Origin of the sequence: Pseudomonas azotoformans, assembly GCF_900103345.1 — a bacterium.
Taxonomy (GTDB): domain Bacteria; phylum Pseudomonadota; class Gammaproteobacteria; order Pseudomonadales; family Pseudomonadaceae; genus Aquipseudomonas; species Aquipseudomonas azotoformans.
Genome location: NZ_LT629702.1, coordinates 6,702,314 through 6,727,286, shown reverse-complemented (window position 1 = coordinate 6,727,286; position 24,973 = coordinate 6,702,314). Strand labels below are relative to the sequence as shown.

Below are 24,973 nucleotides of genomic sequence, written 5' to 3'. Positions count from 1 at the left end.
GGCTTTAGGCAAGATGGCCAAGAAATTGTCGCGTGCCACTTTTGTGCGCAACGTCCTCAGGCAGTGCATCGAGGAAAGGCTCGAAGCGACGCATTTCCTTACCCAGCTTGTTGAAGCGCCCGACGACGTCAGAGCCCAGCATGAACCGCTCCGGGAAACGCTCCACCAGCGTTACCCACTCCGGACGAGGATGGCCTCTGTCATCCAGCAAATACGGCGTAAGCATGCTCCAGGACAGGTCGATGTACAGGTTGGGATACGCCTCCAGCATGCGGCTCAAGGTGGGCAGCAAAAAGTCCATCTGCACCTGGTGACGGTGGATTTCCTTGCTGGTGCCAGCATGGGCCCAGATAAAGCGGTGTGCGGATGGTTGCGCAGTGGCTCTTCGACTTCAGCCAGGTACAGCGGGTTGCGCTCGCGTTTGGAGGTGATATTGGAGTGCAGCATCACCGGCAGGTCATTTTCTGCCGCCAGGTGATAAATGCGGTCATGGCTTCGTTATTGGCCCGTGGTGTGTCGCCGGCGGTGATGGCCGTGAGGTCGTCATGACGGTAAAGACCTCGCCGATGCCCTGCCACAGCCCTGGTTGAGATCGAGCATACGTTGGATATGGGCGTCCGAGTTCTTGTCGTTGGGGTTGAAGCCGGACAGGAACGGATGAAAATGCTCGCGTTGCTCAGGGTCAGTTTGTTGACCGCTGCGGCCACGATCACATCGGTCGCGCTGTACCAATAGGCATCGGCGTCATCACCGGCGTAATAGCGCGGGCGCTTGGGTTCATCCTCGTGCCATTTCTTCGCGACCGGAATGCCGGAAATCATTACATGCTCGATGCGGTTGTCGGCCATGGCCTTGAGCAGCTTGTCCATGCCCGCCGTTTCCTGGAAGAAATCCACGTAATGCAGGTGCGCATCGCTGTAGGCATAGTCGCGGGCCTGCGCGGCAAGGCTGCCGCGGCGAACAACAGGGCAAGGGTCAGGCGAGTCCAGGGCACGTTAACACCTCGATAGGGGCTGATACGGGTAGACCTTGAACGCCTTGCCAGGGTTCATCCGGCAAAAAACGCGGAACATCGAAGTGCCAGCATGCTCTATAACTGCATGACCTTCATCCTGCCACCCTGTGAGGTTTGCCATGCCTGTTACCGTAAACACCCTGAACCAGGACAACTTTCGCCACAGCCTCAACATCAACAACCATGAGTTGTTCACCGACCTGCCCAAGAGCCTCGGCGGCGACGATTCAGCGCCCTCCCCCCATGACTACTTCGACGCCGCCCTGGCCTCGTGCAAAGCCCTGACCCTCAAGCTCTACGCCCAGAAAAAAGGTATCCCCCTCACCGGCTGACCGTGGAGGTCACCCATGACGCCGCCGAAGAGCAAAAGGGCAAATACACACTCAACGTCAAGCTCACCCTCAAGGCGTGCTCACCGACGACCAGCGCGATGAGCTGCACCGCGTGCGGATCGCTGCCCGGTGCACAAGCTGATGACCACCGCCGAGATCAGCATCGACACCAAACTGTCGGAGGCGCCTTCAGCCAATAGCGGCAACCTCCCGTGGAGCGGGTTATGCTCAGCAGCATCCAACCCGCTCAGACTGGGACGCACCATGACCACCCTCACCGTGATCCGCCCTCGCCCCGAAGACGTCGAAGGCCAACCGATCCTGCGGCCCGCTGCCGTCGCGGGAATGCCGCAGCGTCGGGCCTTTTGTATTTTTCGACCATATGCTGCTGACCCGCTACGCGCCGGGTCACGGCATGAATATCCGTCAACACCCGCATATCGGGCTGTCGACCCTCACGTACCTGTTTGAGGGCGCGCTGCAGCACAAGGACAGCCTGGCTCGGACCAGGTTGTGCAGGCGGGTGATGTGAGCTGGATGACCGCCGGCAGCGCGATTGCCCACGTCGAACGCACACCCGAGGCGCTCAAGGCCAGTGGTTTCAGCCTGCATGGGCTGCAAGTATGGTTGGCATCACCCAAAGACCACGAGACGGGGCCGGGGCATTACAGCCATCACCCGGCGGCGAGTCTGCCGGTGAGTGACAACCTGGGCGTGCAGATACGCCTGATCGCGGGCAACGGTTCTGCCTCAAGTCACCGGTGCCGGTGCTGTCGCCCACCTTGTATGCCGAGGTGCAGATGCAAACGGCCACAACCCTGCTGATTCCGGATGAGCATGAGGAACGCGCGGTGTATGTGCTGGCGGGTGACGCCCAGTTGGACGGCGAGGCGCTTGAAGTGCACAGCCTGGTGGTATTGCCGGCCGGGCAGGAGATGACGTTGTTTTCGGACAGTGATTGCCACTTGGTGGTATTTGGCGGCGCGCCGCTGGATGGGCCACGGCGGATCAACTGGAATTTTGTCGCGAGTGACCCGGCGGTGATCGAGCAGGCCAGGCAGCGCTGGGCGGCCGGGGATTGGCCGACGGTGCCGGGGGAGTCTGAAAGGATTGAGTTGCCAGTGAGATAGCCATCGGGGGCAAGCCCCCTCCCACATTTGATCAGTGATTGCATCCAAGTGTGGGAGGGGGCTTGCCCCCGATTAGGCCCGGACAGGCGCTGAAGAATCAGCCCTTGAACACTTCATCCAGCAAGTTGTGCATCGACTGGAACGCGCGCGTGGCGGTCTTGGCGTCGTACATCATCTTGCCCGGCACATTCGCATGGGGGTCGGTGAAGGAATGCACCGCGCCGCCATAGCTCAGCAATTGCCAATCCACGCCGGCCGCGTTCATTTCATCTTCGAATGCCGGCAGTTGCGCCTTCGGCACCAATGGGTCGGAAGCACCGTGCAGGACCAATACTGAACCTTGATGTGCTTGGCGCCGTCCGGGTTCTGGGTGTCGATGGTGCCGTGGAACGAGACGGCTGCCTTCAACGGTGCACCGGTCCGCGCCAGTTCCAGCGAGCAGAAGCCGCCAAAACAGAAGCCGAAGGTCGCAAGCTTCGAGGTATCCACCTCGGCCTGGCCCTGCAGTTGCTCAAACGCCGCTTGCATGAGTTTGAGCAGCTTCGGGTTGTCATTCTTCAACGGCATCATCGCAGCGCCGGCTTCATCACCATTCGACGGACGCACGGTCTGCCCGTACAAGTCGGCGATCAGCACCACGTAGCCTTTGCCGGCCACGCTTTTGGCGATCTCTTCGGCACCCGCACTCACGCCCATCCAGTTCGGCGCCATCAACAACCCCGGCAACGGCCCTTGTGGCTGGCATCGAACGCCAGGCGGCTTTCGTAGGACTGGCCATCAATCTGATAGACCACGGAACGTACAGTGACTTGGCTCATCATTTACTCCAGTTGAGGTGCACTATCAATTCGTCGCAACCTGCCCCCTGTAGGAGCGAGCTTGCTCGCGAAAAACTCAAGGGCACCGCATGTATCCAGGATCGGCGCGTTATCGTTGACGTTCTTCGCGAGCAAGCTCGCTCCTACAGTGAAGCGTTAGAACGAAAAAACCCGCCGAAGCGGGTTTTTCTACAGCAGGGTCAAACCGACAGTTCAACCAACAGCTTGTTCAGGCGGCGCACATAAGCGGCCGGGTCCTTCAGGCTGTCGCCGGCGGCCAGGGCTGCCTGGTCGAAGAGGATGTGCGACAGGTCGCCAAAACGCTCTTCGCTCTGCTCACCGTCGAGTTTCTCGATCAGCGGGTGAGCCGGGTTGAATTCGAAGATCGGCTTGGAATCCGGAACCTTCTGCCCGCTGGCTTCGAGGATCTGGCGCATCTGCATGCCCAGGTCCTGCTCGCCGATGGCCAGGATCGCCGGGGAGTCGGTCAGGCGGTGCGACACGCGCACTTCGCTGACTGCATCGCCCAGGGACGCCTTGATCCGCTCGACCAGGCCTTCTTTGGACTTGGCGACTTCCTCGGCTTCTTTCTTCTCTTCTTCGGAGTCCAGGTTACCCAGGTCCAGGTCACCACGGGCCACGTCGACGAAGGATTTGCCGTCGAACTCGTTGAGGTAGCTCATCAGCCACTCATCGATACGGTCGGTCAGCAGCAGCACTTCGATGCCTTTCTTGCGGAAGACTTCCAGGTGCGGGCTGTTCTTGACCTGCGCGTAGGTTTCGCCGGTGAGGTAGTAGATCTTGTCCTGACCCTCCTTGGCGCGGGCCAGGTACTCGGCCAAAGAGACCACCTGCTCGCCGCCCTCTTCGTGCGTCGAGGCAAAACGCAGCAGGCCGGCGATTTTTTCCTTGTTGGCGAAATCTTCCGCCGGGCCTTCTTTCATGACCTGGCCGAAGTTTTTCCAGAAGCCCTTGTATTGCTCGGGCTCGTTCTTCGCCAGCTTTTCCAGCATGTCGAGCACGCGCTTGGTCAGCGCCGACTTCATGGAATCGATGATCGGGTCTTTCTGCAGGATTTCCCGCGACACGTTCAGCGACAGATCGTTGGAGTCGACCACACCCTTGATGAAGCGCAGGTACAGCGGCAGGAACGATTCCGCCTGGTCCATCACGAACACGCGCTGTACGTAGAGCTTCAGGCCTTTCGGCGCTTCACGCTGGTACAGGTCAAACGGAGCACGGGCCGGTACGTAGAGCAGCGAGCTGTACTCCAGCTTGCCTTCGACCTTGTTGTGGCTCCAGCTCAGCGGGTTTTCGTAGTCGTGACCGATGTGCTTGTAGAACTCCTGGTATTCCTCGTCCTTGATCTCGGTACGCGGACGGGTCCACAGCGCGCTGGCGCGGTTGACCACTTCCCATTCCTGGGCAGGCGCGTCTTCGCCTTCGGCTGCCGCTTGCTCTTTCGGCAGTTCGATCGGCAGAGCGATGTGGTCGGAGTATTTCTTGACGATGTTGCGCAGGCGCCAGCCATCGGCGAATTCGTCTTCACCGGACTTCAGGTGCAGGACGATACGGGTACCACGGTCAGCCTTGTCGACGGTGGCGATCTCGAATTCGCCCTCGCCTTTGGAGGACCAGTGCACGCCTTCGCTGGCATCGAGGCCGGCACGGCGGCTGAACACTTCAACCTGGTCGGCAACGATAAAGGCCGAATAGAAGCCCACGCCGAATTGACCGATCAGGTGCGAATCTTTCTTCTGGTCGCCCGAGAGGTTTTTCATGAAATCGGCGGTGCCGGACTTGGCGATGGTGCCCAGGTGGGCGATCGCATCGTCACGGCTCATACCGATACCGTTGTCTTCGATCGTGACGGTCTTGGCGTCCTTGTCGAAGCTCACGCGGATCTTCAGTTCGGCGCCACCTTCCAGCAACTCAGGCTTGGACAGGGCTTCGAAACGTAATTTGTCGACAGCGTCAGAGGCGTTCGAGATCAATTCGCGAAGGAAGATTTCCTTGTTGGAATACAGCGAATGGATCATGAGGTGCAGCAGTTGCTTCACCTCGGTCTGGAAGCCCAGGGTTTCCTTTTGAGTTTCCACACTCATGGTCATCAAACTCCAATTGGATGGCAGTGGCCGCGCCCTAGAGGGTTAGCGGCGGGTTGTCATCAAAGTTGGGGGCTAAGACCAGGATTTCAAGGGTGGCCTGGTTCCTCGATCTTAAAATGCGCGCGGGCCGTGGCGATGGGCTCTGCCGCCGTGCTCTGCCAGGCGGTGATCGCTACGTTCGCCACCCGCCGGCCCTGGCGCCATACTTGGCATTTGGCGTAGGTGTCGCGAAATTGACCGGTGCGCAGGTAATCCAGGGAAAAGTCGATGATTTTCGGGATGCCCGGCGAACCCGTGAACACCAGCAGGTGCAGCGCCGCCGACAGCTCCATGAAGCCTGCGATCACCCCGCCGTGCAGCGCCGGCAATATCGGGTTACCAATATTGTCCTTGTTGGCCGGCAGGCGAAACAGCAGCTCATCCCCCAGCCGGGTGCATTCGATGCCGATCAGCTTGGCGTAGGGGATCAGGTTGAGCAGCGCTGCGTAATCGCCGCGCCCGTGGGCCTGCTCCAGGCGGGTCTTGAATCGGTGCGTCATGCCTGCTCTCCCTTGATCGTGCTGCCCAGTCCTTGTGTGCCCTTGAGGCGTTTGCCCATGCGCATGAATGTACCGACGACATGGGCGATGGGTTGCTGCGGGTCATCCTGGTAGGCGAAGCCACGGGTGAAGATCACGTCGGTGGTCACCCGGTAGCATTGGGCGAAGCCGTACACCGGTTTGTGTGGGGTAGCGGGATGCATGTAGTCGACGCGCAGGTCGAGGGTCGGGCACACCTCAAATTCCGGCAATACGCACAGGGTGGCCATGCCGCAGGCGGTGTCCATCAGGGAGGTCAGCGCGCCACCGTGAATCACCCCCGATTGGGGATCGCCGACCAGATGGGGCGCATACGGCATGATCAGCGTGATGCCCTCCTCGCTGGCCTGATGAGCGGTAATGCCCAGCACCTGACAGTGGCGCAAGGCCGAAACAAAGCGTGTCGCACGCTCTAACAGGGGATTTTCGGTCATTCGTTCCAGACTCTTATTAGTGTTGATCCGCAGAATGGTCGACAGGGCAAAAGTTCCTGTTAGTCAGCGATTTATATATCTACCGAATAAAAGGAACTAATGCCGAACCGCCATGCTCGAAAGGCCAGTAGATATCTTCAATAAGGAGAAACACCCATGCGCAAGACTTTAGCTATTTCCATGATGCTGGCCGCTGCCCTCGGCCTGGCTGCCTGCGACAAGAAATCCGAAGACAAAGCCCAAGACGCTGCAGCCCATTCTGAGCAAGCTCAGAAAGATATGGCCAAGGCTCAGGATAAAGTGAACGACGCGGCGAAAGAAAACGCCGAAGCTGCCAAAGCTCAGGCTGAATCGAACCAGGCCGCCGCAAAAGAAGCAGCACCTGCTACCGGTTCTTGAGACCGCGGTTTGAAGTAGCTTCGCCGCAAAAAGAAAGCCCGCTTAGATAGCGGGCTTTACTTTGTCTGGTGTTTTTTTACCTGAGGGTTTGATCAAACCGCGTCTTTAACCGGTTCCGACAGCGGCGTATCCGTCTGGGTAAACACCATCACTTGCAGCACGTCGGAATGAAACTCCCGCCGATACAGCACCAACACCACCCCAGCACTCATCAACATGAATAGCCAGGGGCTGACAAACCACGCCAGCATGGTCATGCCGAAATAATAAGAACGCAGGCCTAAGTTGAACTGGTTGGCGGCCATGGAGATGACTCGCGCCGCACGTAGAGCAAATGCCTTGCGCTCCTGCTCCGACACGTCCCGCTCGCCGATCATCGGCGCCGAGCCGACCAGCACCGCCGCGAAGTTGTACTGGCGCATGCACCAACTGAACGTGAAAAACGCATAGACGAACACCAGTGCCAGGCACAGCAGCTTGATCTCCGACATGCCTTGGGACGCCTGTTGCACCATCGGTATGTCCGCCAGCAACGACACCGCCCGCTCTGAAGCACCCAACACTGTGAGAATGCCGGCGAGGATGATCAGCGTGCTGGAGGCGAAGAACGAAGCGTTGCGCTCAAGGTTGCCGATCACACTGGCGTCGGCGATGCGGTTGTCGCGCAGCAGCATGCGGCGCATCCAGTCTTCGCGGTACAGGTGCAGCACGCTGGCGAGGCAGGCCGTGTCACGGGCCTTCCAAATGGCGTATCGGGTATAGCCGCCCCAGCAAAGGGCGAACCACAGGGCGGCAAGCAGGTGGATCTGATTGGTTTCGATGAACGACATGCGGGTCCTTTGCAGAAAGAGGGCTGAAACGCTTTTGCGTCAGTTCGACGTTAGTGCACAGAAAAAGACACTGCCGTTCACCCATAAAAAAAGCCCCATATCGATTGATACGGGGCATTTCAGTACAGCGGGAAACAGGGGTTTATGCGATAGCTTCGCTGCGCTTGCCGAGCATCCGATCAACCCCGAACGCCACGACCAGCGTCATCACTGACGGCACCAGCCACGCCAGACCCTGCTCGCTCAATGGCAGGTTCGCCAGTGGCGAAGGCATCCAGCCCGCCAAGCCAGCGCCCTTGAGCGCATCGATGCAGCCAAAGATGAACGACACCAGCATCACCGGGCCAACGATACGCCCCTGCTCCTGCCAGAAGTCTTTGCAGAAACTCAGCGCCACCAGCACGATGCACGGCGGGTAGATCGCGGTCAGCACCGGGATCGAGAAGGCAATCAGCTTGGTCAGGCCCAGGTTCGACACGAACAACGAGAACAGCGCCAGGATCACCACCAGGGTCTTGTAGGACAGCGGCAGGATTTTGCTGAAGTACTCGGCGCAGGCACAGGTCAGGCCCACCGCGGTCACCAGGCACGCCAGGGAAATCAGCACAGCCAGGAAGCCGCTGCCCAGGGAGCCAAAGGTGTGTTGCACATAGGCGTGCAGCACCGCAGCACCGTTAGTGGCACCGGCAGCCACGGCATGGCTGCCCGAACCCAGGCGGAACAGGCTGAAGTACACCAGGGCCAGGCCGACGCCCGCGATCAATCCAGCGATGATTGCGTAACGGGTGATCAGCTTGGGCGATTCGACGCCACGGGAGCGAATCGCGTTGACGATCACGATACCGAACACCAGCGCGCCCAGGGTATCCATGGTCAGGTAACCCTGGATAAAGCCTTGGGAAAACGGTGCGGCTACGTATTCCGGGGTAGCGACGCCCACGTCACCGGCCGGCAAGGCAAACGCGGCAATACCGAGGATGGCCAGGGCGATGATCTTCAACGGTGCGAGGAAACGCCCCACCGTGTCCAGCAGCCGACCTGGGTACAGGGAGACAAAGAACACCACCAGGAAGTACACCGAGCTGTAGAGGAACAGCGCCAGCGGGCTTTCGCCGGTCAGCGGCGCCAGGCCCACTTCGAAGGACACGGTCGCGGTACGCGGGGTAGCGAACAGCGGCCCTACCGCCAGATACGCCGCCGCCGCCAGCAGGCCACCGGCGATCTTGCCGATCGGGCTGCTCAACGCGTCCATGCCACCACCGACCTTGGCCAGGGCGATCACGGTGACCACCGGCAAACCCACGGCGGTGATCAGGAAGCCCAACGCTGCCATCCAGACATGAGGCCCGGACTGCAAACCAACGATAGGCGGGAAGATGATGTTGCCGGCACCCACGAACAGGGCAAAAGTCATAAAGCCCAGCGCCAGGATGTCCTGGCTTTTCAACACTTTCATTTGAGGAAATACCACACTACTGAATCGGAATTTAGAGAGGGATTCCCTATGGATGAGGGAAATGCTGCCGGCCCTTATGGCGGCCGACCGGTCTAGCGCGAGGCTTCCTTTTGGGATGCACACGCATAAAGAGGCGGCTAGGTTACAGAAATTGGCTGACGAACGCACTGTTGCGGGGCGTACTGTCCGATAAGCGACATTCAAATGTCGCGTTTTCATATCTAAATATTGAAATGCAATCGAATGTGGGAGCGGGCTTGCTCGCGAATGCGGTGGGTCAGCACTGAATGCATCAACTGATACACCGCATTCGCGAGCAAGCCCGCTCCCACATTTTGATCTTCAGCAACCTGCAGAACGCACAAAGGCCACCCGAAGGTGGCCTTTGTGTTGGTACGGCGTCAACTAAGCATGGAGCTTACTTGACAGCCCAACCGGTCAGCTCGGCCAGGGCCTTGCCGATGTCTGCCAGCGAACGCACGGTTTTAACGCCTGCGTCTTGCAGCGCAGCGAATTTCTCGTCTGCAGTGCCTTTGCCGCCAGAGATGATTGCGCCAGCATGGCCCATGCGCTTGCCCGCAGGGGCAGTCACACCAGCGATGTAGGAAACAACCGGCTTGGTTACGTGGGCCTTGATGTAGGCAGCCGCTTCTTCTTCAGCCGAACCGCCGATCTCACCGATCATCACGATCGCTTCGGTCTTCGGGTCTTCCTGGAACAGCTTCAGGATGTCGATGAAGTTGGAGCCTGGGATCGGGTCACCGCCGATGCCGACGCAAGTCGACTGACCGAAACCGGCGTCAGTGGTCTGCTTCACAGCTTCGTAGGTCAGGGTGCCGGAACGGGAAACGATACCGACTTTGCCTGGCAAGTGAATGTGACCTGGCATGATGCCGATCTTGCATTCGCCTGGAGTGATCACGCCTGGGCAGTTAGGGCCGATCAGGGTAACACCCAGTTCGTCGCACTTAACTTTAGCGTCCAGCATGTCCAGGGTAGGAATGCCTTCGGTGATGCAGACGATCAGCTTGATGCCGCCGAATGCCGCTTCCAGGATGGAGTCCTTGCAGAAAGGAGCTGGAACGTAGATCACGCTGGCGGTGGCGCCAGTGGCAGCTACAGCGTCTTTCACGGTGTTGAACACTGGCAGGCCCAGGTGCTCGGTGCCGCCTTTGCCTGGCGTTACGCCGCCAACCATCTTGGTGCCGTATTCGATGGCTTGCTGGGTGTGGAAACTACCTTGCGAACCGGTAATACCCTGGCAGATAACTTTGGTGTCTTTATTGATCAGGACGCTCATTATTTGCCCTCCGCAGCTTTGACAACTTGTTGAGCAGCGTCGGTCAGGCTGGTAGCCGCGATGATGTTCAAACCGCTTTCTGCCAGTACTTTAGCGCCCAGTTCAGCGTTGTTACCTTCAAGGCGAACAACAACCGGGATTTTAACGCCGACTTCTTTCACTGCACCGATGATGCCTTCGGCAATCATGTCGCAACGAACGATGCCGCCGAAGATGTTGACCAGTACTGCAGCGACGTTGGAGTCGGACAGGATGATCTTGAACGCTTCGGTCACGCGTTCTTTGGTAGCACCACCGCCCACGTCGAGGAAGTTGGCTGGTTTGCCGCCATGCAGGTTGACGATGTCCATGGTACCCATGGCCAGGCCGGCACCGTTGACCATGCAGCCGATGTTGCCTTCCAGGGCTACGTAGTTCAGTTCGAACTTGGCAGCGTGCGCTTCCCGCGGATCGTCTTGCGACGGATCGTGGAAAGTCTTCAGCTTAGGCTGACGGTACATGGCGTTGGCGTCGATGTTGATCTTGGCGTCCAGGCAGTGCAGATCGCCGTCAGCCTTGATCACCAGCGGGTTCACTTCCAGCAGGGCCAGATCGTGATCCTGGAACAGTTTGGCCAGACCGACGAAGATCTTGGCGAACTGGGCAACTTGCTTGCCTTCCAGGCCCAGCTGGAAAGCCAGCTCACGACCCTGGAACGGCTGAGCGCCAACCAGTGGATCGATAGTGGCTTTCAGAATTTTTTCTGGGGTTTCGTGAGCGATCTTCTCGATGTCCACGCCACCTTCGGTGGAAGCCATGAACACGATGCGACGGCTCGAACGGTCAACGACAGCGCCCAGGTACAGCTCTTTAGCGATATCAGTGCACGATTCAACCAGGATCTTGGTGACTGGCTGGCCATTGGCATCAGTCTGGTAAGTCACCAGACGCTTGCCCAGCCACTGCTGTGCGAAGGCCTTGGCGTCTTCTTTGCTGCGAACCAGCTTAACGCCGCCCGCTTTACCGCGACCACCGGCGTGGACCTGGGCTTTGACAACCCACTCGCTGCCGCCGATTTTGTCGCAAGCTTCTGCTGCTGCTTCCGGGGTGTCTACTGCGTAGCCCTTGGAAACTGGCAGGCCGTATTCAGCGAACAGCTGCTTACCCTGATACTCGTGAAGATTCATGCTTTTTACCGTCTTCGTTAGGTACTGCGCATTCGGCGCTGCGCTCATTATGAGTGCCGCGCCACCTGTGACTGCTGCTTGCGCAACTTGCGGGGCTCAAGGCCCGTAAAGCTGCGCAAGGCTGCGTCCAGCGGATATTCCGCGGTGAGTCTTGCGCGCAAGGCTCACGACGGGCAACTCCGCCGTGGTTTCTTATTATCTCGCTTAGCGCTTCTTGCGGTTGGCGATGTGGATGGCGCCGCCATTCACTGCCAACGCTGCTTCGTGCAACGCTTCGGACAGGGTCGGATGGGAGAAGACCATCATGCCCAGGTCCTCGGCACTGGTGCCGAATTCCATACCGATTGCGCCTTGCTGAACCAGTTCTGCAGCGCTCGGGCCAATCACGTGGACGCCCAATACGCGGTCAGTCTTGGCATCAGCGATGACTTTGACAAAACCACCGGTGTCGTTGGCTGCCATGGCACGGCCAGAAGCGGCAAACGGGAAGGTGCCGACGTTAACTTCAACGCCTTCAGCTTTCAACTGCTGTTCGTTCTTGCCGACCCATGCAATTTCCGGGTGGGTGTAGATAACCGATGGGATCAGGTCGTAGTTCATCTGGGTTTTGTGACCCTTGATGCGCTCGACAACCATGATGCCTTCTTCGGAAGCCTTGTGCGCCAGCATCATGCCGCGCACCACGTCGCCGATGGCGTACACGCCAGGCACGGTGGTCGCGCAGTGATCGTCAACATGCACGTAGCCGCGCTCGTCGAGGGTCACGCCGCTGTCAGCGGCCAGCAGGTCGGTGGTCACTGGACGGCGACCAACGGCTACGATCAGCTTGTCGAAAGTGATGGTTTTTTCGCCATCCTTGTCGGTGTAGTTGACCACAACTTCTTCGCCGTTGACTTTCGAGCCGGTGACGCGAGCGCCCAGCTTGATGTCCAGACCTTGTTTGGTCAGGGTTTTCAGCGCTTCCTTGGAAACGGCAGTGTCGGCAGCCAGCAGGAACGTGTCCAGGGCTTCCAGCACAGTCACTTCAGCACCCAGACGGGACCATACCGAACCCAGTTCAAGGCCGATCACGCCGGCGCCGATCACGCCCAGACGTTTTGGAACCGATTGGAATTCCAGGGCGCCGGTCGAATCAACGATCACGTTGTTGTCGACTGGAGCAGGTGGAATATCGATTGGGCGCGAACCTGGAGCCAGGATCACGTTTTCGGCTTCGATGATTTCGGTCGAACCGTCTGGCTTGGTGATTTCAACTTTCTTGCCGGCCAGCAGCTTGCCGTGGCCTTGCAGGGAAGTCACGCCGTTGGCCTTGAACAAGGTGGCAACGCCGGAGGTCAGGCCTTTAACGATGTTGGCTTTACGGCCGACCATTGCTGGCACGTCCATGGTCACGCCAGCGTGGTTGATGCCGTGGATCGCGAAACCGTCCTGGGCTTCGTGGAATTTCCAGGAGCTGTCCAGCAGCGCCTTGGAAGGAATGCAACCGACGTTCAGGCAAGTACCGCCCAGCGCCAGTTTGCCTTCCTTGTCGGTGTATTTTTCGATGCAAGCAGTCGAGAGGCCCAGTTGTGCGGCCTTGATAGCGGCAACGTAGCCGCCAGGACCTGCACCAATCACTACGACGTCAAATTTCTGTGTCATGAAAATAGATCCTCTATTTGCGACAAGCTTTTAGCCGCAAGCTGCAAGCCAAGCTGCTTTTTCTTACAGCTTGTAGCTCGCAACTTGCAGCTGCTTCAATCAGATATCCAGCAACAGACGAGCCGGGTCTTCCAGCAGGTTCTTGATGGTCACCAGGAAAGTCACGGCTTCTTTACCATCGATCAGGCGGTGATCGTAAGACAGCGCCAGGTACATCATCGGGCGGATCACGACCTGGCCGTTGATGGCCATAGGACGCTGGATGATGTTGTGCATGCCCAGGATCGCGGCTTGTGGCGGGTTGACGATCGGGGTCGACATCATCGAACCGAAGGTACCACCGTTGGTGATGGTGAAGGTACCGCCGGTCATCTCGTCGATGGTCAGCTTGCCGTCACGGGCTTTCTTGCCAAAAGTGGCGATGCCGCCTTCGATTTCAGCCAGGCTCATCAGCTCGGCGTTACGCAGTACAGGAACCACCAGGCCACGGTCGCTGGACACGGCAACGCCGACGTCTGCGTAGCCATGGTAAACGATGTCGTTGCCGTCGATGGAAGCGTTGACTGCCGGGAAGCGTTTCAGCGCTTCGGTGGCCGCTTTCACGAAGAAGGACATGAAGCCCAGGCGCACGCCGTTGTGGGACTTCTCGAACAGATCCTTGTACTTCGAACGCAGAGCCATGACTTCGGTCATGTCGACTTCGTTGAAGGTGGTCAGCATCGCCATGTTCGATTGGGCTTCAACCAGACGCTTGGCCACGGTGGCACGTACGCGGGTCATCGGAACGCGCTTCTCGGTGCGGTCGCCGGCGGCGAACACAGGCGCAGCAGCAGCCGGAGCAGCAGCCTTGGCAGGTGCGGCAGCCGGAGCGTTTTTCTTGGCTTCAACCGCAGCAACCACGTCTTCCTTGGTCACACGGCCGTCTTTGCCGGTGCCTTTGACGGAAGCCAGGTTGATACCGTTCTCTTCAGCCAGCTGACGGGCAGCCGGAGCAGCGATCGGGTCTTCAGCGCCCGCAGCCGGAGCGGCAGCAGGAGCAGCGGCGGCGGCCGGTGCAGCAGCAGGAGCAGCGGCAGCAGCACTGCCCTCTTCGATCGAGCCCAGTACCTGGTTCGACAGAACGGTAGCGCCTTCTTCGGCAACGATTGCGCCCAGCACGCCGTCAGCTTCGGCCAACACTTCCAGCACGACTTTGTCGGTTTCGATGTCGACGATCAGGTCGTCACGCTTTACAGCGTCGCCTGGTTTCTTGTGCCAGGTGGCAACGGTGCCATCGGCAACCGATTCCGGGAATGACGGGGCTTTGATTTCGATAGCCATTATCTGTGGGTCCTTAAAATTCGGTTTCAGTCAGCGCGAAGGCGTTAAACAGTGAAAGCATCTTGCAGCAGTTTTTCCTGCTGCTCGGCGTGCATCGACGCGTAACCACACGCAGGTGCAGCGGAAGCATCACGGCCGGCATATTCCAGGCCCAGGGCCTTGTTGTGGTTGCCGATGCTGCGACGCAGGTGATGCTGGCTGCTGTACCACGCGCCCTGGTTCATCGGTTCTTCCTGGCACCACACCACGTTAGTGAGGTTGGTGTAAGGCGCAATGGCCTCCATCAGGTCGTCTTCCGGGAACGGGTAAAGCTGCTCGATACGCACGATGGCGATGTCTTCGCGGCCTTCGGCACGACGTTTTTCCAGCAGGTCGTAGTAGACCTTGCCGCTGCACAGGACCAGGCGAGTCACCTTGGCCGCGTCCAGCGTGTCGATTTCTGGAATAACGGTCTGGAACGAACCATCAGCCAGATCTTCCAGGGTCGAGATGGCCAATTTATGACGCAGCAGCGACTTCGGTGTCAGCACTACCAGCGGCTTGCGCAGCGGACGGATCACCTGGCGACGCAGCAAGTGGTAGATCTGGGCCGGGGTCGTCGGCACGCACACCTGGATGTTGTGCTCGGCGCAAAGCTGCAGGTAACGCTCCAGACGGGCCGAGGAGTGCTCAGGACCCTGGCCTTCATAACCGTGTGGCAACAGCATGGTCAGACCGCACAGGCGACCCCACTTGTGCTCGCCGCTGGTGATGAACTGGTCGATAACCACTTGGGCACCGTTGGCGAAGTCGCCGAACTGGGCTTCCCAGATCACCAGCGCGTTCGGCGTGGTGGTCGAGTAACCGTATTCGAACGCCAGTACGGCCTCTTCGGACAGGAACGAGTCGTACAGGTCGAAACGTGGCTGGCCTTCGTACAGGTGCTTGAGCGGCACATAGGTGCCAGCGTCTTTCTGGTTGTGCAGAACCGCGTGACGGTGCGAGAACGTACCACGGCCGATGTCCTGGCCGGTCATGCGGATCGGGTGACCTTCGAACGCCAGGGTCGCGTACGCCATGGTTTCGGCGTAACCCCAGTTGATCGGCAGGCCGCCGGCTTGCATCTTCTGACGGTCTTCGTAGATCTTCGCTACCTGGCGCTGAACCACGAAGCCTTCCGGAATTTCCAGCAGCTTGGCCGACAGTTCCTGCAGGGTTTTCAGATCGAACGAGGTGTCGTGACGCGCGGTCCAGGTGTGACCCAGGTACGGACGCCAGTCGACGAACAGCTCTTTGTTCGGCTCTTTGACCAGGCTTTTCACTACGTGCAGACCGTTGTCCAGCGCGTTGCGGTATTCATCGATCTTCGCCTGAACACGTGCATCGTCAACCACGCCGGCCTTGGTCAGGCTTTCGGCGTACAGCTCACGGGTGGTGCGCTGCTTGGTGATCTGCTGGTACATCAACGGCTGGGTGCCGCTTGGTTCGTCGGCTTCGTTGTGACCGCGACGGCGGTAGCAGACCAGGTCGATCACCACGTCACGCTTGAACTGCATGCGGTAGTCGACAGCCAGTTGGGTCACGAACAGCACGGCTTCCGGATCATCGCCATTCACATGGAGGATCGGCGCCTGGATCATCTTGGCAACGTCGGTGGCGTACTCGGTGGAGCGCGCATCCAGCGGGTTGCTGATGGTGAAGCCAACCTGGTTGTTGATGACGATGTGAACAGTACCGCCGGTCTTGAAGCCGCGGGTCTGCGACATCTGGAAGGTTTCCAGGACCACGCCTTGACCGGCGAATGCCGCGTCACCGTGGATGGAAATCGGCAGAACCTTTTCACCGGTGGTGTCGTTACGGCGATCCTGGCGCGCACGGACCGAACCCTCGACCACTGGAGAAACGATTTCCAGGTGGGATGGGTTGAAGGCCATGGCCAGGTGAACTTCACCGCCGGTGGTCATCACGTTGGACGAGAAGCCCTGGTGGTATTTAACGTCACCGGAACCCAGTTCAACTTTCTTCTTGCCTTCGAACTCGTCGAACAGCTCACGCGGGTTCTTGCCGAAGGTGTTGACCAACACGTTCAGGCGACCACGGTGGGCCATGCCGATCACGATTTCCTTGGTGCCGTAGGAACCGGAACGCTGGATCAGCTCGTCGAGCATCGGGATCAGGCTTTCGCCGCCTTCCAGGCCGAAACGCTTGGTGCCCGGGTATTTGGTACCCAGGTATTTTTCCAGGCCTTCGGCAGCGGTGACGCGCTCGAGCAGGTGGCTGCGTACGTCGGCGGACAGCACCGGACGACCACGCACGCCTTCCAGGCGATGCTGGAACCAGTGGCGTTGCTCGGAATCGGTGATGTGCGTGAACTCAGCGCCAATGGTGCGGCAATATGTCTGCTGCAACGCTTCGTGAATTTCGCGTAGGCTCGCTTCCTCTTTGCCGATGAACAGGTCGCCGGCACGGAAGGTCGTATCAAGATCGGCATTGGTCAAGCCGTAATGATTGATCGACAGGTCAGCAGGTGCAGGACGCTGCCAGAGCCCCAGCGGGTCAAGCTGGGCCGCCTGGTGGCCGCGCATCCGGTAGGCCTGGATCAGTCGCAATACTTCAACTTGCTTCTTCTCGTGCTCACTGCTCACGCTGCCGGCGGAAACCGGTTGGGCGCGGCGCTGGTTCTTTGCCAGCAGCACAAACTGATCGCGAATTGTTGCGTGCGATACATCGGTGGCAGCGTTGCCGTCTGAAGACAACGTCTGAAATTTGGTGCGCCATTCTTCTGGCACAGCGTTAGGGTCGTGCAGGTAGAGCTCATAAAGCTCTTCCACATAGGCAGCGTTACCACCTGAAAGATAGCCGCTGTTCCACATGCGCTGCATCACGCTTTCTTGCATGCTTGGTCACCCTCGATTTGGGGACACCACCGGCGAAAACACCGAGTTTGCTTGCAAAAGGCCAAGTGCAGCGACCAAAACAAGCCACTTAGGATCACGCTGATAGTTCGGGTACCAACCCGAATGCCCCTGCTTGTCTCATTTCTTCAAAATAAGAGCCGCGGCTTTGTAAGTCGCTGCTCAAGTTAAAACTACGGCGCCGGTTGAAGCCTGCGCCGTAGCATTTACGGGCACAACGGTCCTGCCTTTACTACAACGTCAGTTACACGCCGCTCTGCAGCAGCATGTTACGGATGTGACCAATGGCCTTAGTCGGGTTCAGGCCTTTGGGACATACGTTGACGCAGTTCATGATCCCGCGGCAGCGGAATACGCTGAACGGGTCATCCAGCGAAGCCAGACGCTCGGACGTCTTGGTGTCACGGCTGTCTGCCAGGAAGCGGTACGCTTGCAGCAGAGCAGCTGGACCCAGGAACTTGTCCGGGTTCCACCAGAAGGACGGGCACGACGTCGAGCAGCAAGCGCACAGGATGCACTCGTACAGACCGTCGAGCTTCTCGCGCTCTTCCGGGGACTGCAGACGCTCGATGGCCGGAGCCGGCGTGTCGTTCTGCAGGAACGGCTTAACTTTCTCGTATTGCTTGTAGAAGATGCTCATATCGACGACCAGGTCACGGATAACCGGCAAACCTGGCAGAGGACGAACGATCAGCTTGTTGCCTTTGACCACGGCGGACAGCGGCGTGATGCACGCCAGGCCGTTTTTGCCGTTGATGTTCATGCCGTCGGAACCGCACACACCTTCACGGCAAGAGCGACGATAGGAGAAACCTTCGTCCTGCTCTTTGATCAGTGCCAGTACATCCAGCACCATCAGGTCTTTACCACCGGTATCGACCTGGAATTCCTGCATGAACGGCGCAGCGTCCTGATCAGGGTTGTAGCGATAAACACTGACTTTCAACATGGCAGCCACCCTTAGTAAGTCCGAATCTTCGGTTCAAACGTCGGAACCGTCTTCGGCGAGAAGTTCACGGCACGCTTGGTCACGCGCTTGTCACCCGGGAAGTACAGGGTGTGGCACAACCAGTTTTCGTCGTCGCGATCTTCAAAGTCTTCACGGGCGTGGGCACCACGGGATTCCTTACGAACCTCGGCAGCGATTGCAGTCGCTTCGGCCACTTCCAGCAGGTTCTGCAGCTCAAGGGCTTCGATACGAGCGGTGTTGAACGCCTGGCTCTTATCGTTGATCTTGACGTTGGCGATACGCTTGCGCAGATCGGCCAGCTGGGCAATACCCTTCTGCATGTATTCGCCGGTACGGAACACACCGAAGTAGTTCTGCATGCAGCTTTGCAGCTCGCGACGCAGGGTTGCCACGTCTTCGCCATCAGTGCGCTCGTTCAGAGCGTTCAGACGGGCCAGTGCAGCCTCAATGTTGGCGTCGGTGGCGTCATCGTATTCGATGCCGTCGGTCAGCGCTTTTTCCAGGTGCAGGCCAGCAGCACGGCCGAAGACCACCAGGTCGAGCAGCGAGTTGCCGCCCAGGCGGTTGGCACCGTGAACCGATACGCAGGCCACTTCGCCTACGGCGAACAGACCGTGGATGATTTCATCCTGGCCTTCAGCGTTCTGGGTGATCGCCTGGCCATGGATGTTGGTCGGCACGCCGCCCATCATATAGTGGCAAGTCGGAACAACCGGAACCGGGGCAACTACCGGGTCAACGTGAGCAAACGTCTTGGACAGCTCGCAGATACCTGGCAGGCGGCTGTGCAGTACTTCTTCACCCAGGTGATCGAGCTTCAGCAGTACGTGGTCGCCATTCGGGCCACAGCCGTTGCCGGCGATGATCTCTTTAACCATCGAACGAGCCACAACGTCACGACCGGCCAGGTCTTTCGCGTTCGGCGCATAACGCTCCATGAAACGCTCGCCGTGCTTGTTGATCAGGTAACCACCTTCACCACGGCAACCTTCGGTCACCAGTACACCGGCGCCGGCGATACCAGTCGGGTGGAACTGCCACATTTCGATGTCTTGTACCGGAACGCCTGCACGCAGTGCCATGCCGACGCCGTCACCGGTGTTGATCAGGGCATTGGTGGTGGACGCGTAGATACGACCTGCACCGCCGGTCGCCAGCACGGTAGCCTTGGCGCGGATGTAGGTGGTTTCGCCGGTTTCGATGCAGATCGCGATCACACCGACGAACTCGCCTTGTGCGTTCTTGACCAGATCGACCGCGTAGTACTCGTTCAGGAACGTAGTGCCGGCTTTCAGGTTGCCCTGATAAAGGGTATGCAGCAGCGCGTGACCGGTACGGTCGGACGCGGCGCAGGTACGGGCAGCCTGCCCGCCCTTACCGTAATCCTTCGACTGACCGCCGAACGGACGCTGGTAGATACGACCTTGCTCGGTACGGGAGAACGGCAGACCCATGTGGTCCAGCTCGAACACCGCAGCCGGGCCTTCCTGACACATGTATTCGATAGCGTCCTGGTCACCGATGTAGTCGGAACCCTTGACGGTATCGTACATGTGCCAGCGCCAGTCATCGTTCGGGTCCGCGGACGCGATGGCGCAGGTGATGCCGCCCTGGGCCGATACGGTGTGGGAACGGGTCGGGAACACCTTGGTGATCACGGCAGTCTTGTGACCGCCCTGGGCCAGCTGCAGCGCAGCGCGCATGCCAGCACCGCCGCCACCAATAATGATGGCGTCGAATGAAATAGTTGGAATGTTAGCCATGAATCAGATACCCCAAAGAATCTGCACACCCCAGACGAAGTAAGCGAACATCGCGACGCCGCAGACTGCCTGGAAGAGAAAACGTACTGCAGTCGCGGACTTGCCCAGCGCCATCGGCGTCAGGTAGTCGGTCGCGATGGTCCACATGCCTACCCAGGCGTGTGCGCCCAGGGCAACAAGGGCCAGCAGACTGAAGATTCGCATCGCATTGTGGGAAAACAGGCCGTGCCATTGCTCATAGCCAATGCCCGGATTTGCGACGAGGTATCCGATCAGGAAAATGAAATAAGCCGCGAGAACGACCGCAGACACACGCTGTGCCATCCAGTCATAGAGGCCCGAACGCGACAGATTCGTAACGCTGGTTACCATATCCAAACTCCTGCCAGAACGATCAGCACCACGGAAATGGCGATGATGATTTTCGAGCCCAGGCGGCCGCCTTCCAGCGTCTCACCGATGCCCATGTCCATGATCAAGTGGCGCACACCGGCTACCAGGTGATACAGAAGAGAAGACAGGAGGCCCCATGCTACGAACTTGGCCAGCGGGCTGGTCAAGCATGCCTTCACCTCGGCGTATCCTTCCTCGGAACCCAGGGATTTGCTCAATGCATAAAGCATGATGCCCAAGCCCAGGAACAGGATGATGCCGGAAACACGGTGCAGGAACGACGTAACGCCGGTGATGGGGAGTTTGATGGTCCTTAGGTCTAGGTTTACAGGTCGTTGGCTATTCACGGCTTTTTTTCACACTGAAGAGCCCCTAACAATCAGGGCAAAGTTGTTGGGGAGTGCACTGGTCAGGTAAGCACCACCCAGGGAGTGCGACCCCCAATGAAAGCAAGCCCAAAAGCCCTTGGCGGTCGGTGGCCGAGTATAGACAGTTAGGTTACTAATGACAACGCGCACTCCTCACCCTAATAGCGGATTGCGCTGGGGGAATAAAAGGCGTAAATGGCAGCCAATTTCGAGGAAAAAGTACGGTTAAAGCCTTCTGGCGCAAGACTTTAGGCAAATTGACATCTGGATTTATATCAATATAGTGGTGCGGGCCCTGCGTGGGGGGTCTGTCTGATGATTTGAAGCATAAATAGGAGGCCACATGGCTGACAAAAAAGCGCAGTTGATCATCGAGGGCGCAGCCCCCGTCGAGCTGCCCATTTTAACCGGCACCGTTGGTCCCGATGTTATCGACGTACGGGGCCTGACGGCCACGGGCCGTTTCACATTCGACCCAGGCTTCATGTCGACCGCCTCTTGCGAGTCGAAGATCACCTATATCGATGGTGATAATGGCATTTTGCTGCATCGCGGCTACCCGATCGAGCAACTAGCCGAGAAGTCGGACTACCTGGAAACCTGCTACCTGCTGCTAAATGGCGAATTGCCAACAGCCGAGCAAAAAGCCCAGTTCGTCAGTACCGTGAAGAACCACACCATGGTTCACGAGCAGTTGAAGACCTTCTTCAACGGCTTCCGTCGCGACGCCCACCCGATGGCGGTCATGTGCGGCGTGGTCGGCGCCCTGTCGGCCTTCTATCACGACTCTCTCGACATCAATAACCCGCAGCATCGCGAAATCTCCGCGATCCGCCTGGTTGCCAAGATGCCGACCCTGGCCGCAATGGTTTACAAGTACTCCATGGGCCAACCCATGATGTACCCGCGCAACGACCTGACGTATGCGGAAAACTTCCTGCACATGATGTTCAACACGCCGTGCGAGATCAAACCGATCAGCCCGACACTGGCCAAGGCCATGGACCGGATCTTTATCCTCCACGCCGACCACGAGCAGAACGCCTCCACCTCTACCGTGCGTCTGGCCGGCTCTTCGGGTGCCAACCCGTTCGCCTGTATTGCCGCCGGTATCGCCGCACTGTGGGGCCCTGCCCACGGCGGTGCGAACGAAGCCGTGCTGACCATGCTCGATGAAATCGGCGATGTCTCGAACATCGACAAATTCATCGCCAAGGCCAAGGACAAGAACGATCCGTTCAAGCTGATGGGCTTCGGTCACCGCGTCTACAAGAACCGCGACCCGCGTGCCACCGTGATGAAGCAGACCTGCGACGAAGTGTTGAAGGAACTGGGCATCAAGAACGATCCGCAACTCGAACTGGCCATGCGCCTGGAAGAGATCGCCCTGACCGACCCGTACTTCATCGAACGCTCGCTGTACCCGAACGTCGACTTCTACTCGGGGATCATCCTCAAGGCGATCGGCATTCCAACCAGCATGTTCACCGTGATCTTCGCCCTGGCGCGGACCGTGGGCTGGATCTCCCACTGGAAAGAAATGCTCTCCAGCCCGTACAAGATTGGCCGCCCGCGCCAGCTGTACACCGGCTACGAGTCGCGTGACATCACCCAGCTGGAAGATCGCAAGTAAGCATCGCTTAGCTGCACCGAAAACGGCCTCCCCTAGTGGAGGCCGTTTTTGTTCGTGACGACTGGTCGACCGCAATCGGGGGCAAGCCCCCTCCCACACCGGGCTCGGTTTACACATGTCTATTTGTGAATACAGTCAAATGTGGGAGGGGGCTTGCCCCCGATGACGCGAGTACCCATAACGCAGAACCCCAGACAAAAAAATACCCCAGCCTTTCGACCGGGGCATTTCTCTATCCAGCTACAACCTTAGTGATTCACCGCCCCACTCGCCCCCAGGCCAGTCTGCGAACGCACAAACTGCGGGAAGTACAGCGCACGCTCTTTCTCTGCCGCCGCCGACTTGTCGGTGATGGAGAAGAACCAGATGCCGACGAACGCAATGATCATCGAGAACAGCGCCGGGTATTCGTACGGGAAGATGGCTTTTTCGTGGTGCAGGATCGATACCCAGATGGTTGGACCCAGGATCATCAGACCAACCGCACTGACCAGGCCCAGCCAGCCGCCGATCATCGCGCCACGGGTGGTGAGGTTTTTCCAGTACATGGAAAGCAGCAGCACCGGGAAGTTACAGCTGGCGGCAATGGAGAACGCCAGGCCGACCATGAACGCGATGTTCTGGCTTTCGAACAGGATACCCAGACCGATTGCCAATACGCCCAACGCGATGGTGGTGATCTTCGAGACGCGAATCTCATCCTTATCGTTGGCCTTGCCTTTCTTGATCACACTGGCATACAGGTCATGGGACACCGCCGACGCACCGGCCAGGGTCAAGCCGGCAACCACCGCGAGGATGGTGGCAAAGGCCACGGCCGAGATGAAGCCCAGGAAGATACTGCCACCCACTGCGTTGGCCAGGTGCACTGCCGCCATGTTGTTACCGCCGAGCAAGGCGCCAGCCGCATCCTTGAACGCCGGGTTGGTGCTCACCAGCAGGATCGCGCCGAAGCCGATGATGAAGGTCAGGATGTAGAAGTAGCCGATAAAGCCAGTTGCATACAGCACGCTCTTGCGCGCTTCCTTGGCGTCGCTCACGGTGAAGAAGCGCATCAGGATGTGCGGCAGGCCGGCGGTACCGAACATCAGTGCCAGGCCCAGGGAGAATGCCGAGATCGGGTCTTTCACCAGCCCGCCGGGGCTCATGATCGCTTCACCTTTAGGGTGAACCTTGATCGCCTCAGAGAACAGCGCGTTAAAGTCGAAGTTGACGTGCTTCATTACCATCAGCGCCATGAACGAGGCACCGGACAGCAACAGCACCGCCTTGATGATCTGCACCCAGGTGGTCGCCAGCATGCCGCCGAACAGCACGTACATGCACATCAGGATACCCACCAGGATCACCGCTACGTGGTAATCCAGGCCGAACAACAGCTGGATCAGCTTGCCCGCGCCCACCATCTGCGCGATCAGGTAGAACGCCACCACCACCAGCGAGCCACAGGCCGAGAGGCTGCGGATCTGGGTCTGGCCCAGGCGATAGGACGCCACGTCGGCAAAAGTGTACTTGCCCAGGTTACGCAGGCGCTCGGCGATCAGGAACAGAATGATCGGCCAGCCCACCAGGAAGCCGATCGAGTAGATCAGGCCGTCATAACCGGAGGTATAGACCAGTGCGGAAATCCCCAGGAAGGACGCCGCCGACATATAGTCGCCGGCAATTGCCAGGCCGTTCTGGAAACCGGTGATCTTGCCGCCGGCCGCATAGTAGTCAGCTGCCGATTTGTTGCGCTTGGAGGCCCAGTAGGTGATGCACAGGGTCGCACCGACAAACGCGATAAACATCACGATGGCCGATATGTTCAGGGGCTGCTTGTGCACTTCACCGGTCAATGCGTCTGCCGCCCAGACGGCCGGAGCAAAGAGTGAAGCGCCGAATATTGCCAGTAGACGACCGATCATTGCGCAGCCTCCTTGAGAATCGCATTGTTCAGGTCGTCAAACTCGCCATTGGCCCGGCGCACGTAGATGCCGGTCAGGATGAAGGCAGACACAATCAGCCCGACTCCCAGGGGAATGCCCCAGGTAATCGACGAACCGGGGCTGAGCTTGGCCCCCAGTACTTGTGGCCCGTAGGCGATCAACAGGATGAAAGCGGAGTAAAGCCCTAGCATGATCGCCGAGAGAATCCAGGCGAACCTTTCCCTTTTTCTCACCAGCTCCTTGAAACGCGGGCTGTTTTGAATCGAGAGGTAAATGCTGTCGTTCATTGTTTTTATCCTCGCAGCACAGCTTTTTTATTATTGGAACGTATCCACTGTATGCGGCTGCGGAACAGGTTCCAGACGACCTTAGTCTTAGATCGAGTGTAGCGAGGGTTTGCGGGGGCGCAGGAAGATTTGCAGGAGGCAAAACTAATGTGGGAGGGGGCTTGCCCCCGATAGCAGTGTGTCAGCCAGTACATCGATAGCTGACAGATT

The 24,973-nt window shown here is 58.8% G+C and carries 18 protein-coding genes and 4 pseudogenes; 4 read left to right on the top strand and 18 right to left on the bottom strand.

Annotated elements, in window-relative coordinates; genetic code table 11:
- Positions 1-989 (bottom strand): annotated as a pseudogene (locus BLR69_RS30640) (amidohydrolase family protein); the annotation flags it as partial.
- Between the two features lie 145 nt (positions 990-1,134).
- Between BLR69_RS30640 and BLR69_RS30635 the strand changes: the two are divergent.
- A pseudogene (locus tag BLR69_RS30635) lies at positions 1,135-1,530 on the top strand (OsmC family protein); the annotation flags it as partial.
- Positions 1,531-1,611: 81 nt separating this feature from the next.
- A pseudogene (locus tag BLR69_RS30630) lies at positions 1,612-2,477 on the top strand (pirin family protein).
- Positions 2,478-2,574: 97 nt separating this feature from the next.
- On the opposite strand, the pseudogene BLR69_RS30625 reads toward BLR69_RS30630, so the two are convergent.
- The 4 genes and pseudogenes from BLR69_RS30625 to BLR69_RS30610 all read right to left on the bottom strand — a co-directional run bounded on the left by BLR69_RS30625 (position 2,575) and on the right by BLR69_RS30610 (position 6,415).
- Positions 2,575-3,295, bottom strand: a pseudogene (locus BLR69_RS30625) (dienelactone hydrolase family protein).
- Positions 3,296-3,495: 200 nt separating this feature from the next.
- Complete coding sequence (gene htpG / locus BLR69_RS30620; RefSeq protein WP_071496324.1) at positions 3,496-5,400, bottom strand: molecular chaperone HtpG; 1,905 nt, start codon at positions 5,398-5,400, stop codon at positions 3,496-3,498.
- Between the two features lie 89 nt (positions 5,401-5,489).
- On the bottom strand, positions 5,490-5,942 hold the full coding sequence (locus tag BLR69_RS30615; protein WP_071496223.1) for a PaaI family thioesterase: 453 nt from the start codon (positions 5,940-5,942) through the stop codon (positions 5,490-5,492).
- Positions 5,939-6,415, bottom strand: coding sequence for a PaaI family thioesterase (locus BLR69_RS30610; RefSeq protein ID WP_071496224.1), 477 nt, complete (start codon positions 6,413-6,415; stop codon positions 5,939-5,941). Before BLR69_RS30610 ends, BLR69_RS30615 begins: the two co-directional genes overlap by 4 nt.
- Before the next feature lie 156 nt (positions 6,416-6,571).
- On the opposite strand from BLR69_RS30610, the gene BLR69_RS30605 reads away from it, so the two are divergent.
- The gene (locus tag BLR69_RS30605) at positions 6,572-6,814 is read left to right on the top strand and encodes a hypothetical protein (RefSeq protein ID WP_058427885.1); all 243 of its coding nucleotides are present in this window, start codon (positions 6,572-6,574) and stop codon (positions 6,812-6,814) included.
- Positions 6,815-6,906: 92 nt separating this feature from the next.
- Here BLR69_RS30605 and BLR69_RS30600 read toward each other — a convergent pair whose 3' ends face one another.
- The 11 genes from BLR69_RS30600 to sdhC form a co-directional block, all read right to left on the bottom strand.
- Positions 6,907-7,644 (bottom strand): DUF599 domain-containing protein, encoded by a 738-nt coding sequence (locus tag BLR69_RS30600; protein ID WP_071496225.1) that lies wholly within the window; start codon positions 7,642-7,644, stop codon positions 6,907-6,909.
- Positions 7,645-7,786: 142 nt separating this feature from the next.
- The gene (brnQ, locus tag BLR69_RS30595; RefSeq protein ID WP_071496226.1) at positions 7,787-9,100 is read right to left on the bottom strand and encodes a branched-chain amino acid transport system II carrier protein; all 1,314 of its coding nucleotides are present in this window, start codon (positions 9,098-9,100) and stop codon (positions 7,787-7,789) included.
- A gap of 418 nt (positions 9,101-9,518) precedes the next feature.
- Positions 9,519-10,400 carry a succinate--CoA ligase subunit alpha gene (sucD, locus tag BLR69_RS30590; protein WP_071496227.1) on the bottom strand — a complete coding sequence of 294 codons (882 nt, stop codon included), beginning with the start codon at positions 10,398-10,400 and terminating at the stop codon, positions 9,519-9,521.
- Positions 10,400-11,566: an ADP-forming succinate--CoA ligase subunit beta gene (gene sucC, locus BLR69_RS30585; protein WP_003190011.1), complete on the bottom strand. Its 1,167-nt coding sequence runs from the start codon at positions 11,564-11,566 to the stop codon at positions 10,400-10,402. The genes sucD and sucC overlap by 1 nt, the downstream gene beginning before the upstream one ends.
- A gap of 204 nt (positions 11,567-11,770) precedes the next feature.
- The gene (lpdA, locus tag BLR69_RS30580) at positions 11,771-13,207 is read right to left on the bottom strand and encodes a dihydrolipoyl dehydrogenase (protein ID WP_071496228.1); all 1,437 of its coding nucleotides are present in this window, start codon (positions 13,205-13,207) and stop codon (positions 11,771-11,773) included.
- 99 nt (positions 13,208-13,306) lie between these two features.
- Complete coding sequence (odhB, locus tag BLR69_RS30575; protein WP_071496229.1) at positions 13,307-14,527, bottom strand: 2-oxoglutarate dehydrogenase complex dihydrolipoyllysine-residue succinyltransferase; 1,221 nt, start codon at positions 14,525-14,527, stop codon at positions 13,307-13,309.
- 44 nt (positions 14,528-14,571) lie between these two features.
- A complete protein-coding gene (locus BLR69_RS30570) occupies positions 14,572-17,403 on the bottom strand; it encodes a 2-oxoglutarate dehydrogenase E1 component (protein ID WP_071496230.1) in 2,832 nt (943 codons plus the stop codon).
- 262 nt (positions 17,404-17,665) lie between these two features.
- Complete coding sequence (locus BLR69_RS30565) at positions 17,666-18,370, bottom strand: succinate dehydrogenase iron-sulfur subunit (protein ID WP_003172807.1); 705 nt, start codon at positions 18,368-18,370, stop codon at positions 17,666-17,668.
- Positions 18,371-18,381: 11 nt separating this feature from the next.
- Positions 18,382-20,154 carry a succinate dehydrogenase flavoprotein subunit gene (gene sdhA, locus BLR69_RS30560; protein ID WP_016979563.1) on the bottom strand — a complete coding sequence of 591 codons (1,773 nt, stop codon included), beginning with the start codon at positions 20,152-20,154 and terminating at the stop codon, positions 18,382-18,384.
- 3 nt (positions 20,155-20,157) lie between these two features.
- The gene (gene sdhD / locus BLR69_RS30555) at positions 20,158-20,526 is read right to left on the bottom strand and encodes a succinate dehydrogenase, hydrophobic membrane anchor protein (RefSeq protein WP_003172805.1); all 369 of its coding nucleotides are present in this window, start codon (positions 20,524-20,526) and stop codon (positions 20,158-20,160) included.
- Complete coding sequence (gene sdhC, locus BLR69_RS30550; protein WP_003190005.1) at positions 20,520-20,894, bottom strand: succinate dehydrogenase, cytochrome b556 subunit; 375 nt, start codon at positions 20,892-20,894, stop codon at positions 20,520-20,522. Before sdhC ends, sdhD begins: the two co-directional genes overlap by 7 nt.
- A 364-nt stretch (positions 20,895-21,258) precedes the next feature.
- Here sdhC and gltA point away from each other — a divergent pair, with 364 nt between their 5' ends.
- Entirely contained in the window at positions 21,259-22,548 is a 1,290-nt protein-coding gene (gene gltA / locus BLR69_RS30545; RefSeq protein WP_028615712.1) for a citrate synthase, read from the top strand.
- Between the two features lie 248 nt (positions 22,549-22,796).
- On the opposite strand, the gene BLR69_RS30540 is transcribed toward gltA, so the two are convergent.
- A complete protein-coding gene (locus BLR69_RS30540; protein ID WP_071496231.1) occupies positions 22,797-24,455 on the bottom strand; it encodes a cation acetate symporter in 1,659 nt (552 codons plus the stop codon).
- Positions 24,452-24,763: a DUF485 domain-containing protein gene (locus tag BLR69_RS30535; protein WP_016972153.1), complete on the bottom strand. Its 312-nt coding sequence runs from the start codon at positions 24,761-24,763 to the stop codon at positions 24,452-24,454. The genes BLR69_RS30540 and BLR69_RS30535 overlap by 4 nt, the downstream gene beginning before the upstream one ends.
- Positions 24,764-24,973 lie beyond the last annotated feature (210 nt).

Excerpts from the sequence above, each read along its gene's own strand:
- htpG (WP_071496324.1), bottom strand. The coding sequence starts at position 5,400 with ATGAGTGTGGAAACTCAAAAGGAAACCCTGGGCTTCCAGACCGAGGTG.
- BLR69_RS30615 (WP_071496223.1), bottom strand. The coding sequence starts at position 5,942 with ATGACGCACCGATTCAAGACCCGCCTGGAGCAGGCCCACGGGCGCGGC.
- BLR69_RS30610 (WP_071496224.1), bottom strand. The coding sequence starts at position 6,415 with ATGACCGAAAATCCCCTGTTAGAGCGTGCGACACGCTTTGTTTCGGCC.
- BLR69_RS30605 (WP_058427885.1), top strand. The coding sequence starts at position 6,572 with ATGCGCAAGACTTTAGCTATTTCCATGATGCTGGCCGCTGCCCTCGGC.
- BLR69_RS30600 (WP_071496225.1), bottom strand. The coding sequence starts at position 7,644 with ATGTCGTTCATCGAAACCAATCAGATCCACCTGCTTGCCGCCCTGTGG.
- brnQ (WP_071496226.1), bottom strand. The coding sequence starts at position 9,100 with ATGAAAGTGTTGAAAAGCCAGGACATCCTGGCGCTGGGCTTTATGACT.
- sucD (WP_071496227.1), bottom strand. The coding sequence starts at position 10,400 with ATGAGCGTCCTGATCAATAAAGACACCAAAGTTATCTGCCAGGGTATT.
- sucC (WP_003190011.1), bottom strand. The coding sequence starts at position 11,566 with ATGAATCTTCACGAGTATCAGGGTAAGCAGCTGTTCGCTGAATACGGC.
- lpdA (WP_071496228.1), bottom strand. The coding sequence starts at position 13,207 with ATGACACAGAAATTTGACGTCGTAGTGATTGGTGCAGGTCCTGGCGGC.
- odhB (WP_071496229.1), bottom strand. The coding sequence starts at position 14,527 with ATGGCTATCGAAATCAAAGCCCCGTCATTCCCGGAATCGGTTGCCGAT.
- BLR69_RS30570 (WP_071496230.1), bottom strand. The coding sequence starts at position 17,403 with ATGCAAGAAAGCGTGATGCAGCGCATGTGGAACAGCGGCTATCTTTCA.
- BLR69_RS30565 (WP_003172807.1), bottom strand. The coding sequence starts at position 18,370 with ATGTTGAAAGTCAGTGTTTATCGCTACAACCCTGATCAGGACGCTGCG.
- sdhA (WP_016979563.1), bottom strand. The coding sequence starts at position 20,154 with ATGGCTAACATTCCAACTATTTCATTCGACGCCATCATTATTGGTGGC.
- sdhD (WP_003172805.1), bottom strand. The coding sequence starts at position 20,526 with ATGGTAACCAGCGTTACGAATCTGTCGCGTTCGGGCCTCTATGACTGG.
- gltA (WP_028615712.1), top strand. The coding sequence starts at position 21,259 with ATGGCTGACAAAAAAGCGCAGTTGATCATCGAGGGCGCAGCCCCCGTC.
- BLR69_RS30540 (WP_071496231.1), bottom strand. The coding sequence starts at position 24,455 with ATGATCGGTCGTCTACTGGCAATATTCGGCGCTTCACTCTTTGCTCCG.
- BLR69_RS30535 (WP_016972153.1), bottom strand. The coding sequence starts at position 24,763 with ATGAACGACAGCATTTACCTCTCGATTCAAAACAGCCCGCGTTTCAAG.